The following is a 15,104-nucleotide window of genomic DNA, read 5'->3' on the forward strand; positions in this document are numbered from 1 at the left end:
GTGCGAACCTTCCTACCGGGCGTCCTGCCGGCGCACCAGCTCGGTGATCCAGACGGGCGCGAACGGCGACGTGCATCCCGGGGAAGTCGGGTAGTCCTTGAGTACTTCAAGACGCTCACCGATGCCGATCGCACGGGCGCGGTGCCCGGCGTGGTCGATCCCGATCTGAGCCAGGCAGTGGTTCATCGCCCACTGAAGGCGGTCCGGGGCGTTCTTCATCTCCGCCTCGATGACGTCGAGCAGTCCTGAGAGGTCGAGGCCCTCGGGCTTCTTCGCCACGCGTTCGGTGGTCAGCGCCCATCCGGCACTCGCGACCGCTGGATCCGGATCGGCGAACCAGGCCAGGCGCAGCTCTTCGGCATGCGGGTTCTTCTTCACCACGTAGTTCACGAGCCAGTCGTGCACCTTGGGCGTACGCGCTTCGCGCACCATGGCGTCCAAGTCGTCGCGCTCGAACGCCTTAGGGCGGCAGATCAGAATCGCCAGCAGCCGCGCCGCGGTGTCACCCGTCTCCCAGAGCCCGCACGCGAGATCCTGCTGCGTCTTCAGCCGCTTCGCGAGGGCGCGCAGCTTGCTGAGGTTCGCACCGTGGTCGTCACCGTGCTTCTTGTTCACCGCGCGCGCTTTCGGGTCCTCGAGCTCGGCCAGCTCGGCCATCACCTCGGCCAGCGTCGTCCCGGCCACCTGAGCCTCCTGTCCGTCACGTGCGAGGTCTCAGCCTACGACGGACCTCGGCCTCCTTCCGTACGCGCAGGTCCGACGACACCTCGTGCTGTCGGCCTCCCGGGAACAGCCGGACGGTGCCGGCGCCCCGGATGCAGGCATCCTGCCCGCGCTTCGACGACCGGGCCGCCGCTGTCGACGTCTGCCGGAGCGAGGACCCGCAACGTGTGAGCGCAGGCGAACGATCACGCGGAGGCCGCAGGCCACAGCGTGGACACTTCGGTACGCAGTGCCCTTCTCCCGTCGTATCTCTGTGCGATGGCACGGGGGAAGCGGTGAATCGCGTGTGGGTTCTGGCGGCGGTCGCCGCCACGGTCGGCGCACGCCGGGGACACCAGGTGGCGCAGCACCGGTTCTTCCGGCTATGCCCGCATGATCAGCCTGTCTACGACGCCGACCACCACGCCGTCTACGACCCGGCTCTGTCCTCGCCAAGGGCGCCTACCTGCCCCGAACCCAGGCGGGTGCCCCGCCGGCACCTTGTCCCCGCCCGGCCCCTCACCCCGTCCGCCCGGCGCGTCGAAGGTGGGGGCGGCGCTCCCGCGCGTTGCCGGCACGAGGGCTGAGGCTCGGTGGCAGGCTGCAGGGCACGAGCACCTGTCGTGCGCCCCGGGTCGTTCGCCACGGATGTGCGCCACGGGACAAGCCTGCCGCTTTCGAGGAGCAATGATGGAAGCCACCCGCATCACAGTGAATCTCCGTGTGCCGGACATCGCGGCCGCCCGTGACTTCTACACCGGCTATCTCGGCCTGAGCGTCGAGGACTTCAATCTGGGCTGGGTCGCTCGCTACCGGTCGCCCCACGGAGGTGCGGAGCTCCAGCTCCTCACCCGCGACGCCACCGCACCCCAGGACCCGGTCGCCTCGGTCAGGGTCGGTGCGGGCGTCGACGACGCGTACGCCGAGGCGCGACGGCGCGGGTACGAGATCGTGCACCCGCTCACCGACGAACCGTGGGGCTTGCGCCGATTCTTCGTCCGCGCACCCGACGGCAACATCCTGAACATCGCCGGCCACCCGGACGCCTGAACGGCGACGAGTGGCCCGTCGGTGGTCACCCAGGCCGTCGGTCCCGGGGGGCGGGTGTTCTGCGCGGGCGGAGGGCGCAGCGTGGACCAGCGTTCCAGCAGGCGCGCGCGGCCGGTGCCGCGCAGAGGCGGCCGAGTGCGTGCAGACGGTCGTGGTCGCGGGTCATGTCCGCGACCACACCGAGCCGGTGGACGAGGCGCTCCCCGGGCGGAGACGTAGCCCCACTCGAAATCCTCCGCCGGTACCCGCGCGAGGTGGTCGACCGACTCGCGACGGGCGCGTCCGACGAGTGCGTCGCCACGGATGAGCCAGCCGGCGCAGGCGTCGGCGAGGTCGCCGGGGACGTCGGTGCCGGTGAGGCTCCGCCAGAGGGCACGGTAGACGCCCTCGGCTTCCGCGAGGGGCGCACCGGTGACCGACATCGCACACCAGCAGGTCGGGAACCCGATGCGGAGGTAGGCGAGTTGGGCCAGGCCGTTGCCCAGCGACGGTGCTCGAATTCGACGAAGCGGACGTCGGTGGCGGTGCGCAGGTCGTTGCCTGGGCAGGGGTCGCCGTGAGGCAGCGCATGGTGGGGTGCGGGCCGGAGCCGGTCGATCAGGCCGGTGAGTTCGTCGGCACCGCGGGTGGGACAGGGACGTCGAGGGCCTCGGCGAGGGCGAGGAAGGAGTCGGCGTCCGCGGTAGTCGGCCCGGACCATGCGGGGAGCGTGCCCGTATCGGCCGGTCCGGTGAGTCCGCAGCCGGGCCAGGGACTCGGCGTAGCCCGGCATCCAGTCGTCGGCCGCGCCGAGGTCGTCCAGGTGTTCCGGAACCATCACACGGGAGGCGGGATCCGTTCCGGGCAGTGCGGGTGCGACGCTCGGGCGGGTGGCCCGTGCGGCGAGCCGCAGCGCGGCGACCTCCCGCGCATAACGCGCGTCCCCGGGCGGCGCGGTGCCGCCCCCGCCCCCAACGGTGATCTGTTTGACGATCACCCGGCCACCGTCGCGCAGCCCGACCCGCCACACCCGGGAGCGCGGGCTGCTGTCCAGGAGTACGGCCTTCGTGGGGAGCCCAACGCGGAGCGCAGCTCGTCGCTGATCGGCACCCGGGTCGGCATGCCGGTCAGCGTAGGCTTCCGCCGTGCGGTGTACGGACATCCGGTGAGCGCCCCACCGCTGTCCGGCCGGTCGACGGAACGCCTACTTCGGCTGCGTCGCGATCTGGATCAGGTTGCCGCAGGTGTCGTCGAAGACGGCGGTGGTGACAGGCCCCATGTTGAGGGGCTCCTGGATGAAGCGGACGCCGAGGCCGCGCAGGCGCTCGTACTCCGCCTCGACGTCGTCGACGGCGAACTGGGCGAGCGGGATGCCGTCCTCGACGAGCGCGTCGCGGTAGGTCCTGGCGGCCGGGTGGCCGACGGGCTCCAGGAGGAGTTCGGTACCGCCGGGCTCGTCGGGCGAGACGACGGTCAGCCACCGGTCCTTCTCGCCCAACGGGACGTCGTGCTTCGTCACGAAGCCGAGGATGTCGGTGTAGAAGTGCTGGGCCTTGGCCTGGTCGTCGACGAAGACGCTGGTCAGATGGATCTTCATGGGGTGCTCTTCTCCGGTCCGGATGTGTCGGGCACGAGCCACCGCTCGGCGATATGCCGCAGAGGGGCCGTGTTCAGGTCGTGGAACTTGTAGCGGCCCTCCCGCCTGGTCTCGACGAGCCCGGCGGCTTCCAGCACGGCGAGGTGCTGGGAGACCCCCTGGCGCGAGATGCCCAGCTGATGCTTCATGCTCAGCCGCGAGCAGATCTCGAACAGTGTCTGCCCGGACTTCTCGGTGAGCTCGTCGAGGATCGTGCGGCGGGTGGGGTCAGCCAGGGCTTTGAAGACGTCGTCGGCCACGCCCCCAAGAATAGGCAAACATTCACTTGCCTATCAAGTCGCGGTGCACCCCGCGTGGCGTTCACGATCCGAGGCCTGGACCGGCCGTCGCCCAGATGCTCCTCCATGCCGGTGCCTGGCAGCGCGGGGGCCCACCCCGCCGGGCACGCCGCCTTCCCCGCCTCCCGGAGGCCGACCGCCTTCCCGGAGGTCAGGCCCCGCCTTCGCCGGTGACCGACACGGCGGCCGCATCCAGTCCCGGTGCGGCCCTCCGTGCGAGTTCCGGGGCATCGTCCCGATCCGCCGCGTCCGCCAAGGTGATGCCCACGCGGGCGGACTGCAGGCTCGCGCCGACGACCGGGTGCTCAGCGACCACGGCCTCGTACGCGGCGATCGCCTCCGTCGGGAGGCCACCGTCGACGTCCGACTGGACGAGGAGGCCGGGCCGCACGTCGCGCCCCGTGCGGACCTCGACCGATGTCACATCCGACAGCGGTCGGTGCCGGCCGCCGCTGTCGGCCATGTCGTCGAACCCAAGGGCGCCGGCGGAGTCGACGGCGGTGACCTTGGACAGCCAGCGGTGGCCCTTCTTCGAGGACGAACCACTGATGTCGCCGTCCACCACCCGTTCATCCGTCGCCAGTGACCGCCACAGTGCCACGACTTCGCCGGCACGCCGCTTGTCCGCGTCAACGGTGACGGTGATGCCGTCCGCCGTGATCCGGCCGGTGATCGAGTCGTTGCGTGCGACGTACTCGCTCAGCTCGTTCGCCCGCTCGGCCACACGGTCGGGCGGGGTGTCGTCCTTGAGGACGAGCACACCGATCGCCTTTCCCATGAAGGGCAGGGTGTTGTCCCCGAGGGTGCTGACCTTCTCGACGTCCGAAGCGCCGACCCAGTCCTCTTCGAAATCCGCAGCGAGCGCCGTTCCCTTGTCGACGGCGCAGCCGGTCAGCAGCGGCATTGCCAGAACGAACGCGATGATCGGTATCGGCCACCGTGAGGCGTTGCTTCTCACCGCCGTCTCCTCGAATGCAGGTGAGCAGGCCGGAGCGGATCGGGCCCGGGCCCCGCCTGCGATAGTCAGTCAGGACAGCCGTAGCCTATGGCTGCGTTTGCTGACGGAAAGGAGGTTCGCCTTCTCCGGTGGCCGCTTCACTGTTCGGGCGTGCCCGCTGCTTCCATGGGGAACTCCTCGACGCCGAGCACGCGCAGCAGCTCCAGCCGCTCACGGGCCTCGTCGTCCGCCGTACACCCGGTCGCCGACCTGCAGATCGAGTACTCGCTGATCTCCCGCGCGGTGGAGGCGGACATTCTGCCCACGCTGCGGGAGCTCGGCATCGGCCTGACCGCGTACGGCGTCCTCAGCCGCTGCCTCATCTCCGGGCACTGGTCCGCCGGCCACACCGCCGGTCCCGGTGACAGCCGCAGCTTCAGCCCGCGGTTCTCGAGCGGGAACGTGGAACACAACCTCACCCTCGTGGAGGCTCTGCGCCGGGTCGCCGAGGCGAAGGGGTGCACCGTCGCCCAGCTGGCCATCGCCTGGGTGGCCGCCCAGGGCGAGGCCATCGTGCCGCTGGTCGGCGCTCGCACCCGCGAGCGGCCGGCCGAGGCGCTGCCCGCGATCGACCTGAACCTCACCGACGACGACCTCGCCGAGATCGAGAAGGCGGTGCCGCCGGGCGCGGCGCGCGGTGACCGGTACCCGTCCGCCTTCATGTCCGGCCTCGGCGTGGGGAACTGAGCGCACTCCCGGCGCGGGCGACGTGAGTCAGCCGGCCGCTTCGACGTAGGACGCCAGGTTGGCCAGCGAGGAGGCGATCCCGGCCTCGTGGTCCGTCCGGTCGATGCCGGGCGGTACGTCCGTGGCGGTGACGGTCACCTCGGTCCCCTCACCGGCGGCGGCGAGGTACCAGGTCATCGTCATGGTGCCCGCGTACGACGGGTCGTCGGCCTCGAACACAGCCCGCGTCACCACACGCTCCGGTGGCACGAGGTCGGCGAACCCGACGTCGACGACATCCGTCGCATCCGAGGTCTTGCCCGGGCTGTCGGTGGCGTCGAGGTAGGTGAGGATCATCCGGAATCCGCCACCCGGTCGGGGATCCCACCGCTCGACCCGCCCGCGCATGCCGTCCGGCGGCAGCCAGGCCTCGAGCGACTCCCGGTCGAGGAGGGCGCCGTAGACAGCCGCCGGTGGTGCCGCGATCATCCGGCTGGCGCGGTCGGTCCTGCTCATGGCCCGATCCTAGGGCCAGTGGACAAGGCCGGGCTGCCGAAGCCGGCGGGTCGATCGAGAAGCGCGCCAGGTGCCGTGGCGCAGTGCCCTTGAACGCCGTCACCAGACGATGACCCCGCCGCCCTCGGCCATGGCCCGCACGGCGGCGACAAGGATGTTGTCGAACCGTGCGGCGATGTAATCGGCGTCGTAGCCGCTCCGTTCAGCAAGATGATCAAAGTGTGCGCGTACCACTTCGCACTCGGCAAGGAAGTCGTCGACCTCGACCGGCTCCACGTAGAGGTCACCCCCGTCCAACCGGGGGAAGAACCGCGCCCCCAGAGCCCGGATCGCCTCGGATCCCCACAGGCGGCTGCGGGTGTTCTCGAATCCGGCCATGGTGTCGGCGTACTCGGGATCTTCCAGGAATTCGCGTGTACCGTCGGCGTCGTAGACGTAGGTGTGCACAAGGAGAGTCATGCGCCGATTCTCGGGAGCGGGGCCACCCGAAGTCGAACGCAATACTCGCTGCCGAGTCCCGCCCCGGACACAGGAAAGCCCCGCCCCAAGTCCTTCGTCAGCCCTATGGACCTGCCCCGTCGACCATGATCCACTGTCGGCGGCGCGGAACCTCATCACCAGGACGTTCGGGGCCTCCCCAACCGGCCGACCGCTTTCACTGCCCGACGTCTGTCGCTCGCCGGGCAGCCCGGTGCCCTGTATCCGCCGTATGCGCGTTCGGTTAGGCTGGCCTTGCCTGACGCGTGGACCTGCGCGGCGGGTTCGGGTTCCGGCGCCGCGGGAGGGACCCCGGTAAACGGAACGGGCAGAGGCAGGGCGCAGGTGAGAGACGGTGACCGGGATCGTGCGGGTCGTACTCCCGGTGGGGCGGGAACGTCCATGCGCGTGACGGGGGACGCGGGTTCTTGCCCGGCGTTCCGGACGAGGCGTCGTGGATAAGATCGCGCACACGGCCGGAGCCCTGTACGTCATCGTCCTGCTTCGCGCCGGAGGGACGTTCGCCGTCGGGTGGCTCGCCGGCGCGGGTGCCAGGCGCAGCAGGTTCGCCGGGCGGATCTCCTCGGCCAAGTTCCGGCGCGCGGAGCGGGCGATCCAGCGGTGGGGCGCGCCGGTGGTGGCCGTCTCCTTCCTGACCGTCGGTTTCCAGACCGCCGCCAACTTCCTGGCGGGCAACATGCGCATGCCGTTGCCGCGCTACCTCCCCGCGCTGTTCGTGGGCGGAGCGGCCTGGGCGCTGATCTACGCGACCGCGGGCCTGGGCGTGCTCGACGTGCTGGGAAGGCTCTTCGCCGAGCGGACGGCCCTCGGGGTGTCCGGCGTGGCCGTCCTCGTCCTCGCGGTGTGCGGAGTGGTCGCGTACCGCAGCCGGAGGGCGGTCCCGTCCTCCGGTGACACGGTGGCCGACGAAACATGAACCGGCCCGACCGGTGAACCTCCAACGCGCCGACCGCACCGCGAGCGGTCTGCGCGCGGGCCGTGTGGATCAACGCCTACGCGGACATGAGTGCCGGCACGGTCCCCTTCGGCGGCTCAAGCAGTCCGGCTTCGGCGGCGAACACGGCATCGAGACCCTGGACGCCTGCTCCGCGACCAAGACCGTCGTGGTCCACATCCGACCGGTCCGGGAACCGCCACGCTCCTTCCGGGCGTCGTCAGGCGCGCGTCACCATGCGTGTGCCACGCCGAAATGCCTTGCGTGCCACGCCAGATACCCAAGGAGCAGCAGCATGAGCGTTCACGGCAGCACGCGGCCCCGGAGCAGCAGACGAAGCAGCACCGGTGCGTCCTCGCGGCGCGGTCCTCGTACGGGCGTCAGGGCGGTGCTGCTCCTTGCGCTCGTCCTGGGGGCCACCACCGCCTGCAGCGAATCCTCCGGCGGCGGCGATCAGAAGGCCCGGGAGTGGAAGGTCGGAGACTGTGCCGGACCTGACAGCGGCGGGGCGAAGGGCAGTTTCCAGAGCCTCGACTGCGACGACCCCAAGGCGACGATCAAGGCCCTTGCCGTCATGGACGGTTCCTTCTTCGCCGGGGCCGTCGAATGCCCGGCCGGTACGGACGAGATCATCTCGGTGAAGGTCGCCATCGGCTCAGGTGACGCCAGCAACGGCCTCCCCAGCAAGACGATCTGCGGCCGTAACCTGTCCGGCGACCACCCCGGTGATGCCGGAGCGGGTGGTGGCCAACTGGTGGTGGGCGACTGCGTGGACGATACCGCCAAGGAAGTGGCCTGCGGTGCTGGGGGCAGCGGCGCGAGCAAGGTGGTGGCCCTGACGAAGACCGCCGAGGAATGCCCTGCGGGAGCCGACCCCATGGACCTGTTCCCGAGCCCGGGCAGGCCGTACGACACGATCTGCACCAGCAAGGCCTGACCTCCTGCCGGCCGAAGACGGTGCGGCGAGGCGGAGGTCCGCTTCGCCCCACCGTGGTGTCGACCCCCGCCCCGGCTACGGGGTCCCGCCGAACCCGTCCCGTGTCGCCTCAGGGTGCTCGCCCCGGCCTGCCACTGCGGATTCCCGGGGAAGCGCGTCCAGGCAGCTTGCGGCGTCCGAGAGTGCGGTGAGCAGGGCGCTCAGTGACGGCGGGACCGTCGTCGTGCCGCGCACGGCGGCGCAGATCTTCCTGACCGGTTCGGGCCCCCGGACCTGGCGCACGACGACGTCCGCATCGGTACCGCGCAATCCCATTCGAGGAATCAGTGCGACGCCGATGCCTGCGGCGACGAAACCCAGGGCCGTCGCGTAGTCCCCGCTCTCCACCGTGAAGCCGGGGCTGAAACCGGCGGCCGCGCACGCGGTGAGCACGATGTCCAGACACCGGTCGGAGGCCCGTTCGCTCCCCACCCATGCCTCGTCGGCGAGCGCGCCGAGATCGATCACCGGCTGCCCTGCGAGGCGGTGCCCGACCGGCAGGACCACGTGGTACGGGTCGTCGAGAAGAGGTACCAGACGGACCCCGCCCGGGATATCGCCCTGTGGCCGGACCACTACCGCCAGATCGGCCGAGCCCTCTTTGACCTCCGGCAACGGGTCGTGCGGATCGCTCAGCTTGAGCTCGACCCGGATTCCCGGGTGTCCGTGCCGCATGCGGGCGAGGGCCGGAGCCACCAACGAGGCGCCGGCGGAGCTGAAGTAGCGGACGCTCACATGGCCGGTCCGGCCCTCTCGGAGGTCGGCGAGTGCCGTCTCCGCCTCGGCCACGGTCCTGCTGATGGTGTCCGCGTAACGGGTCAGCAGCCGTCCGGCCTCGGTGGGCCGTACGCCCCGGCCGGCTCTCTCCAGCAGCGGCGTCGCGGCCTCCTTCTCCAGAGCCGAAACCTGCTGGCTGATGGCCGACGGTGTGTAACCGAGGTTCGCGGCCGCGGCGGACACGGATCCGCTGGTGACCACAGCGCGGAGGATCTGCAGACGCCTCATATCCAGCATGTAGGTGAGCTTAACAGTCGCTATAGATCATTTCACTTGTCCTGTCGAGTTGCTGGATGCAGGGTGAGCAGTGGAAAGCAGCGGCGGCCCTCGCCGAGGCGCCCGACACGACAGGAGCCTTCACCATGCCCTTCGGCCAGGATCCACACGAACCGTTCGACATCACGCACGGAATGGCGGATCTGTCCCCGGGCCTCCGGCTGCACTACGTGTCGGCCGGCGAGGGTGTCCGCACGATCGTGCTGGTCCACGGATTTCCCCAGACCTGGTGGGAGTGGCGTCGGGTGATGGGACCGCTCGTCGCGGCGGGCTACCGCGTGATCGCTCCCGACTACCGGGGTGCCGGGCACTCGTCGCGCCCTGCCTCCGGCTACGACAAGTGGACCGTGGCGCGCGACATCCACCAACTGCTGCACGAGCACCTCGGAATCCACGAGCCCGTCGTACTCGTCGGCCACGACATCGGCCTCATGGTCGCCTACGCGTACGCACAGCAGTTCCGCCACGACGTGTCCCATCTCGTGGCAGTGGACGCACCGCTTCCCGGTACCGAAGTGTTCGACCGGCTGCGCACCGACTCACGGGTGTGGCACTTCGCGTTCCACGGGGCGCGTGACATCGCGGAGATGCTGGTGGCCGGACGTGAACGGCAGTACCTCCAGGCATTCTTCGCCGTACGCAACTCCGATCCCTCAGCCATCGACGAAACCGACTTCGACGTCTACGTCTCGGCCTACTCCGCGCCCGGAGCGATGCGTGCGGGATTCGAGCTGTACCGAGCGTTCGACGCGGATGCCGAGGAGAACCGTGCAGCACTCGGGCGCGACGGCAAACTGACCGTACCGGTGCTGGCCGTCGGCGGGGCGATGAGTACCTCGGGGGCGCTCGTCGAGGAGATGATGCGGGAAGTGGCCCACCGGGTGACGGGCTTCATCGTGCCGGGTACCGCGCACTGGATCCCCGAGGAGAACCCGCAGGAATTCACCGCCGCAGTACTGGCGTTCCTCCGCGCACAGGACGGCTGACTGCGATCGGCCCGGCGCCCGGCGGTGTACGCCCCCTGCCTCGGAGCCGTCCCGGCCACGCGACCTGCCCGTCCGCCAGCGGCTGCTGCAGTGGGATCGGTACGAACCTGCAGGCGAGCGGCGACACGGATTCCGGGGCGGGTCATTTCCCGCAGTCGTTCACGGATCCGACCCGGAACGTGCCCGGGTCGGCCCGGCGGCCACAGATTCGTGACCGCCGGGCCTCGCCTCGGACTTCGCGGCGACATTCAGTCGCCCAGACAGAACTTCCGGTCCGTCATCCACTGGCTGAACCAGTCGCTCAGCGGGACGCTGATGCACCAATCGGAGCCGTTGGTGTCCGGTGCGGGCACGATCGGTGTGGGCTTGTCGGGCTTGGGCGTCCCGCTCGGCATGGGTACGGGCGAGGTGGGATCGGCGGTCCCCGGCTCCTGGTTCAGCATCTCGCGGTACACCCGGGACGACTCGGGGTTCGCGGCGCACTGCCACACACCGTGCGGGCAGTAGTCCGTGATCGTCTGGTACACCGGCTTGTGCTGCTCGAACCACTTCAGCATGCGACGCATGTACTCCGGGTTGTCGCCGTTGCGGAACAGGCCCCACTCCGGGAAGGAGATGGGCTTGCCGCGCTCCGCCGCGAAGTCGACCTGCTTCTGCAGCCCGTACGGTTCGTTGACCTGCTCGTCGAACGTCCGGGCCGGAGGCTGGTCGTAGGTGTCCATGCCGATGATGTCGACGACGTCGTCGCCGGGATAGCACTCGGTCCAGGGGACGGCGTCGCGCCCACGGCTCGGTGCGAAGTCGAAGCGGAACTTCTGGCCCGGGACCGAACGCATCGTGGTCACGATGCGACTCCAGTACGCCTTCCACGCGACGGGATCCGGACCGCAGCGGTGCGTGTACGTGGTGCCGTTCATCTCCCAGCCGAGGACGATGACCGTGTCGGGGATGCCCAGCAGGACGAGCCGGTCGGCCAGTCTGCGGAAGTGCTCGTCGAACTCTCCCCGGGCACCCGCCCGCAGGAGCCTGCGTACCTCCGAGTCCGGGACGCGCGCCTCGTTCCGTTCCAGCATCGGTGTGTTGAGCACGAACATCCGGTCCTCGGACGCACGCCGCCAGGCGCCCCACGCCGCGAGGAATCCGGGGCGGCCCTCGATGTTCTCCCACCGGTCGCCCGGCAGGTAGCTGTGCCCGACACGCAGATCGGTCCCGCCGAGCCAGCGCGACAGCTCCGCCATCCGCCGGATGCCGTCCGGTCCGTAGTTCAGGTAGGCGCCGATCGCGGTGGTGTCGGCAGACGCGGCGGGAGCAGGTGAGGCGCCCTTCGCGGCCTTGGAGTCCGACTCGGTCCGCTCCGTGACGACCGCGCCACCGACGAGGAGGCCGAGCACAGCCGTCCCGATGCAGAAATTGATGAGACGGCGCTGTGCGGGCACGGCTCCTCCTTGGGTTTTCGGCATACCTGCGACGATCTCGACCCTAGGGAGAAACGCCCGACAATGGGCTGCGTGGGAGCTTTTGAGTAGGCCATTTGTGACATCCGGAGAATCAGGCCGGACCATTCGGGTGACAATTATCGAAGGTGAAGGGAAGTGAGCGGACGCGGTTGTCGAAATTTGAATCGACCAGCACCGGTTCGCCCACCGCCCGCACGTTCGCGAGCCGCGTGAGCAGTTCACGGAAGAGCGCTTTCATTTCCAGCCGCGCCAAATGTGCTCCCAGACAGTGATGGGGCCCGCCCCCGCCGTAGCCCAGATGCGGATTGGGAGAGCGGGTGATGTCGAAGGCGTCGGGGTCGGTGAATACCGAGGCGTCCCGGTTCGCCGAAGCGTAGAGAAGCATGACCTTCTCGCCGGTAAGAAAGGTGCGCCCGCCGAGTGTGGCCTCGGCCGCGACCGTCCGGCGGAACTGGATGATCGGCGTCGAGTGCCGGACGATCTCGTCCACCGCGCCGTCGGCGTACCGGTCGAAGTCGGACTCGAGGAGGGCGCGCTGCTCCGGGTGCGCGGTCAGCAGGAGCAGGCCGTGGGCGATCGCGTTGCGTGTGGTCTCCACCCCCGCCACCAGCAAGAGGGAGAAGAAGGCGCCGAGCTGACGCGAGGACAGTGCCTGTCCGTCGACGTCCGCGCGCACCAGAGCCGAGATCACGTCGTCGGCGGGCCGGCGACGACGTTCATGCGCGAGTTCGGCCATCACCATCTGCATACGGCCCAGGGACCGCAGACCACGGCCGGGCACCCGCAGCCGGGCGCGGCCCCGGCGCTTCACGCCCACGTATTCCGACGCCTGATCGATCTGGGCGGCGATCCCGGGGCGATGGCGGCCGGGGATTCCCATCAGGTCGCAGATGACCTCGAACGGCATGCGGGAGGGAGCCGAAGGCATGAAGTCGCCGGGGCCGTCGGCGATCATCTCGTCCACCAGCCGCCGCGCGACGTCGTGGATGTTCTCCTCGGCGGCCGCGAGAAGCCGCGGGGCGAACGCACGGGAGATGGTCCTGCGCAGACCCGCGTGCTCGGCGCCGTCCATGTTGACCATGGAATTACCGAACACCGCTTTGGCCCAGCGGGCCGGTTCCGGCGTGGTGACACCGGGCGCGCTCGCGAAGAGGTGCGGCTGCCGGCTCGCCGCCTTCACATCGGCGTGCCTCACCAGCGCGTGGAAAGGCGCGTGCGAGCCCGTGCGAGGGGTGAACAGGACCGGTGCGTCGAGCTCCCGCAGCAGCGCGAACGCGGACAGCCGCTCGGGCCGGGGCAACCGCCAGAACGACGGGTCGGCCAGATCGACGTCCGCCGTCCTGCGCACGCGGCTCGTGGGTACCTGCGTCGGCGCGTCCATGCAACCTCCGTGAGATCGAACGGCCATGCTGACCCGCCGCGCGCTGCCGCCCGGGCGACACGGCCGTACGGACCCGGAAAATTCCCACGGTCGCGTGATTCGCGCACGACGAGAACCGTTCACGCGCCGCCTCGTTGTCAACTTCGAGAGAGAAGACACCTCGGAAGCGTGGATGAGAGGCAGGAAACAGACTATGGATCCGACCACCGGCGCGAGCGGCGCACAGGCCGGCAGGAAGGGCCCGGGCCGCCGCGTCGTGCTGCGCGCCGCCTTCACGGCGAGCGTGGTCGCCGGGACGGGCGGCGCGCTCGCTCCGATTCTCGTGGCGGGCCGGGAGAACCGGGCCGGCACCGCGCAGGATCGGACCCCCGCCACGGGAACCGCCATCGGCGGGCAGGGGCGCCCTTCCGGGCCCGAGCGGTTCGCCGAGATGTACCGGGGCCGTGACATCCGCGGGACGGCAGCGGTCATGGTGCCTGCCGGCGGTGCAGCGGCCACCGGCCGGACCGGAGCCCTGTCCGCGATCGCCGGCACGCAGGTGAGCATCGACGGCAGAACGCTGCATGTGATGAGGCGCTCCGACGGGAGCTACCTCAGCACGGTCAACCACTACGAATCGTTCCCGACGCTGCTCGAGACGGCCCGCGCGGCTGTCGACGAGATCGGCACCGCCCAACTGGCCAAGGCCTCCCCGCACACCATCTGAACCACGAAGGACGAGCACGGGTGTACAGCCGCAAGAATCAGCGCAACCTCACACGCACGGAGAAGAAGCGCCTGGTCGGTGCGATCCTGGAGCTCAAGCGCTCGGGACGGTACGACGAGTTCGTCGACCTGCACCGGGAGTTCTACGTCACCGACGCCGAGAGCGGGCTACGGCCCGCTCATATGACCCCGTCCTTCTTCCCGTGGCACCGCAGGTACCTGCTGGAGTTCGAGAAGGCCCTGCAAGCCGTCGACCCGGGGGTATCGATCCCCTACTGGGACTGGACGCGGGACAACACGCCGGCGTCCTCCCTCTGGGCGGAGGACTTCCTCGGCGGCAACGGCAGGTCAGGCGACCGGCAGGTCATGACAGGGCCGTTCGCGTACCGGGAGGGAAACTGGCGTATCAGCGCGGGAGTCACCGACGACCCCTTCCTGCGCCGGAACCTCGGCGGCCCCTCCGCGCCCGTCACCCTGCCCAGCAAGGCCGATGTGGACCGGGCGCTGAGCGACCCGGTCTACGACGCCGCGCCATGGAACAGCGTCAGCACCACCGGCTTTCGGAACAGGATCGAGGGCTGGGGGGTCAGAGGCGGACGAGGGGTGGCCAACCACAACCAGGTGCACCGCTGGATCGGTGGCTCCATGGGGGGTGCCGCGTCGCCCGACGACCCGGTCTTCTGGCTGCACCACGCCTACATGGATCTGCTCTGGACACGCTGGCAGAAGGCGCACCCGCGCTCCCGCTATCTGCCGGGCCACGCACTCCCGGCCGACGATCCGCAGCGCGGCCGGATCTTCGCCCTCGACGAGCCGATGCCCCCGTGGGACGTGGCGCCCGCGAAGCTCCTGGATCACACCCTCCTGTACCGCTACGTCTGAGGCGGCAGGATCCGGGTGCCGCCCGGGAAACGGCCGGGCCGCCCCTCCCGGTGGGGAGGAGCGGCCCGGTGGCGTGCGGCGTGGAGATCAGTGGCCGTAGCCGTAGTCACCCTTGTCCTTGTGGCTGTCCGACACGTTCGCGCAGGTGTTGCCGAAGGCCGGGTTGAGCAGCGCGATGACGTTCACCGTGTTGCCGCAGACGTTGACCGGGACGTGCACGGGCACCTGAATGGCGTTGCCCGAACCCACACCCGGGGAGTGGGCGGCAACGGCCTCGGCTCCGGCGTCGGCGGTAGCCAGGCCGGCACCGCCGGCGATCAGGGCACCGGTACCCGCCATGACTGCGGCTACCTTCGAGATGCGCGACATCTGTTCTCCTTGAGAGGT

17 protein-coding genes and 2 pseudogenes are annotated in these 15,104 nt (G+C 70.0%); 7 read left to right on the forward strand and 12 right to left on the reverse strand.

Annotation, left to right across the window (positions count from 1 at the left end):
* Positions 1-12 precede the first annotated feature (12 nt).
* A complete protein-coding gene (locus OG844_RS42610; RefSeq protein WP_406395976.1) occupies positions 13-657 on the reverse strand; it encodes a DNA alkylation repair protein in 645 nt (214 codons plus the stop codon).
* 735 nt (positions 658-1,392) lie between these two features.
* On the opposite strand from OG844_RS42610, the gene OG844_RS42615 reads away from it, so the two are divergent.
* A complete protein-coding gene (locus OG844_RS42615; RefSeq protein ID WP_406387913.1) occupies positions 1,393-1,752 on the forward strand; it encodes a VOC family protein in 360 nt (119 codons plus the stop codon).
* Between the two features lie 47 nt (positions 1,753-1,799).
* Here the strand turns inward: OG844_RS42615 and OG844_RS42620 are convergent.
* The 5 genes and pseudogenes from OG844_RS42620 to OG844_RS42640 all read right to left on the reverse strand — a co-directional run.
* Positions 1,800-2,853 (reverse strand): annotated as a pseudogene (locus OG844_RS42620) (aminoglycoside phosphotransferase family protein); the annotation flags it as partial.
* An 82-nt stretch (positions 2,854-2,935) separates the two neighbouring features.
* Complete coding sequence (locus tag OG844_RS42625) at positions 2,936-3,328, reverse strand: VOC family protein (RefSeq protein WP_406387912.1); 393 nt, start codon at positions 3,326-3,328, stop codon at positions 2,936-2,938.
* Entirely contained in the window at positions 3,325-3,627 is a 303-nt protein-coding gene (locus OG844_RS42630; protein WP_406387911.1) for an ArsR/SmtB family transcription factor, read from the reverse strand. Before OG844_RS42630 ends, OG844_RS42625 begins: the two co-directional genes overlap by 4 nt.
* Positions 3,628-3,817: 190 nt before the next feature.
* Positions 3,818-4,624: a hypothetical protein gene (locus OG844_RS42635; RefSeq protein WP_406387910.1), complete on the reverse strand. Its 807-nt coding sequence runs from the start codon at positions 4,622-4,624 to the stop codon at positions 3,818-3,820.
* Between the two features lie 137 nt (positions 4,625-4,761).
* The gene (locus OG844_RS42640) at positions 4,762-4,920 is read right to left on the reverse strand and encodes a hypothetical protein (RefSeq protein ID WP_406396390.1); all 159 of its coding nucleotides are present in this window, start codon (positions 4,918-4,920) and stop codon (positions 4,762-4,764) included.
* Between OG844_RS42640 and OG844_RS42645 the strand changes: the two are divergent.
* Positions 4,853-5,350, forward strand: a pseudogene (locus OG844_RS42645) (aldo/keto reductase); the annotation flags it as partial. The gene OG844_RS42640 and the pseudogene OG844_RS42645 sit on opposite strands and share 68 nt — an antisense overlap.
* A gap of 27 nt (positions 5,351-5,377) precedes the next feature.
* On the opposite strand, the gene OG844_RS42650 reads toward OG844_RS42645, so the two are convergent.
* Both OG844_RS42650 and OG844_RS42655 read right to left on the reverse strand, forming a co-directional pair.
* The gene (locus OG844_RS42650; RefSeq protein WP_406387909.1) at positions 5,378-5,845 is read right to left on the reverse strand and encodes an SRPBCC family protein; all 468 of its coding nucleotides are present in this window, start codon (positions 5,843-5,845) and stop codon (positions 5,378-5,380) included.
* A gap of 99 nt (positions 5,846-5,944) precedes the next feature.
* The gene (locus OG844_RS42655) at positions 5,945-6,304 is read right to left on the reverse strand and encodes a hypothetical protein (RefSeq protein WP_406387908.1); all 360 of its coding nucleotides are present in this window, start codon (positions 6,302-6,304) and stop codon (positions 5,945-5,947) included.
* A gap of 472 nt (positions 6,305-6,776) precedes the next feature.
* On the opposite strand from OG844_RS42655, the gene OG844_RS42660 reads away from it, so the two are divergent.
* Entirely contained in the window at positions 6,777-7,259 is a 483-nt protein-coding gene (locus tag OG844_RS42660; RefSeq protein WP_406387906.1) for a DedA family protein, read from the forward strand.
* Positions 7,260-7,572: 313 nt separating this feature from the next.
* Positions 7,573-8,214 (forward strand): hypothetical protein, encoded by a 642-nt coding sequence (locus OG844_RS42665; RefSeq protein WP_406387905.1) that lies wholly within the window; start codon positions 7,573-7,575, stop codon positions 8,212-8,214.
* Positions 8,215-8,289: 75 nt separating this feature from the next.
* On the opposite strand, the gene OG844_RS42670 is transcribed toward OG844_RS42665, so the two are convergent.
* Positions 8,290-9,267: a LysR family transcriptional regulator gene (locus OG844_RS42670; protein WP_406387903.1), complete on the reverse strand. Its 978-nt coding sequence runs from the start codon at positions 9,265-9,267 to the stop codon at positions 8,290-8,292.
* Positions 9,268-9,323: 56 nt separating this feature from the next.
* On the opposite strand from OG844_RS42670, the gene OG844_RS42675 reads away from it, so the two are divergent.
* Positions 9,324-10,292, forward strand: a complete 969-nt coding sequence (locus tag OG844_RS42675) for an alpha/beta fold hydrolase (protein ID WP_406387902.1) — start codon at positions 9,324-9,326, stop codon at positions 10,290-10,292.
* Positions 10,293-10,540: 248 nt separating this feature from the next.
* Here the strand turns inward: OG844_RS42675 and OG844_RS42680 are convergent, their stop codons facing one another.
* A complete protein-coding gene (locus OG844_RS42680; RefSeq protein ID WP_406387900.1) occupies positions 10,541-11,728 on the reverse strand; it encodes a glycoside hydrolase family 26 protein in 1,188 nt (395 codons plus the stop codon).
* Positions 11,729-11,840: 112 nt separating this feature from the next.
* Positions 11,841-13,130 carry a cytochrome P450 gene (locus OG844_RS42685; RefSeq protein WP_406387899.1) on the reverse strand — a complete coding sequence of 430 codons (1,290 nt, stop codon included), beginning with the start codon at positions 13,128-13,130 and terminating at the stop codon, positions 11,841-11,843.
* Between the two features lie 193 nt (positions 13,131-13,323).
* Here OG844_RS42685 and OG844_RS42690 point away from each other — a divergent pair, with 193 nt between their 5' ends.
* Positions 13,324-13,836 (forward strand): tyrosinase family oxidase copper chaperone, encoded by a 513-nt coding sequence (locus OG844_RS42690; protein WP_406387898.1) that lies wholly within the window; start codon positions 13,324-13,326, stop codon positions 13,834-13,836.
* Positions 13,837-13,856: 20 nt separating this feature from the next.
* Positions 13,857-14,717, forward strand: a complete 861-nt coding sequence (locus tag OG844_RS42695; protein ID WP_406387897.1) for a tyrosinase family protein — start codon at positions 13,857-13,859, stop codon at positions 14,715-14,717.
* 87 nt (positions 14,718-14,804) lie between these two features.
* On the opposite strand, the gene OG844_RS42700 is transcribed toward OG844_RS42695, so the two are convergent.
* On the reverse strand, positions 14,805-15,086 hold the full coding sequence (locus OG844_RS42700) for a chaplin (protein WP_406387895.1): 282 nt from the start codon (positions 15,084-15,086) through the stop codon (positions 14,805-14,807).
* Positions 15,087-15,104 lie beyond the last annotated feature (18 nt).

The organism is Streptomyces sp. NBC_00887, from assembly GCF_045207585.1.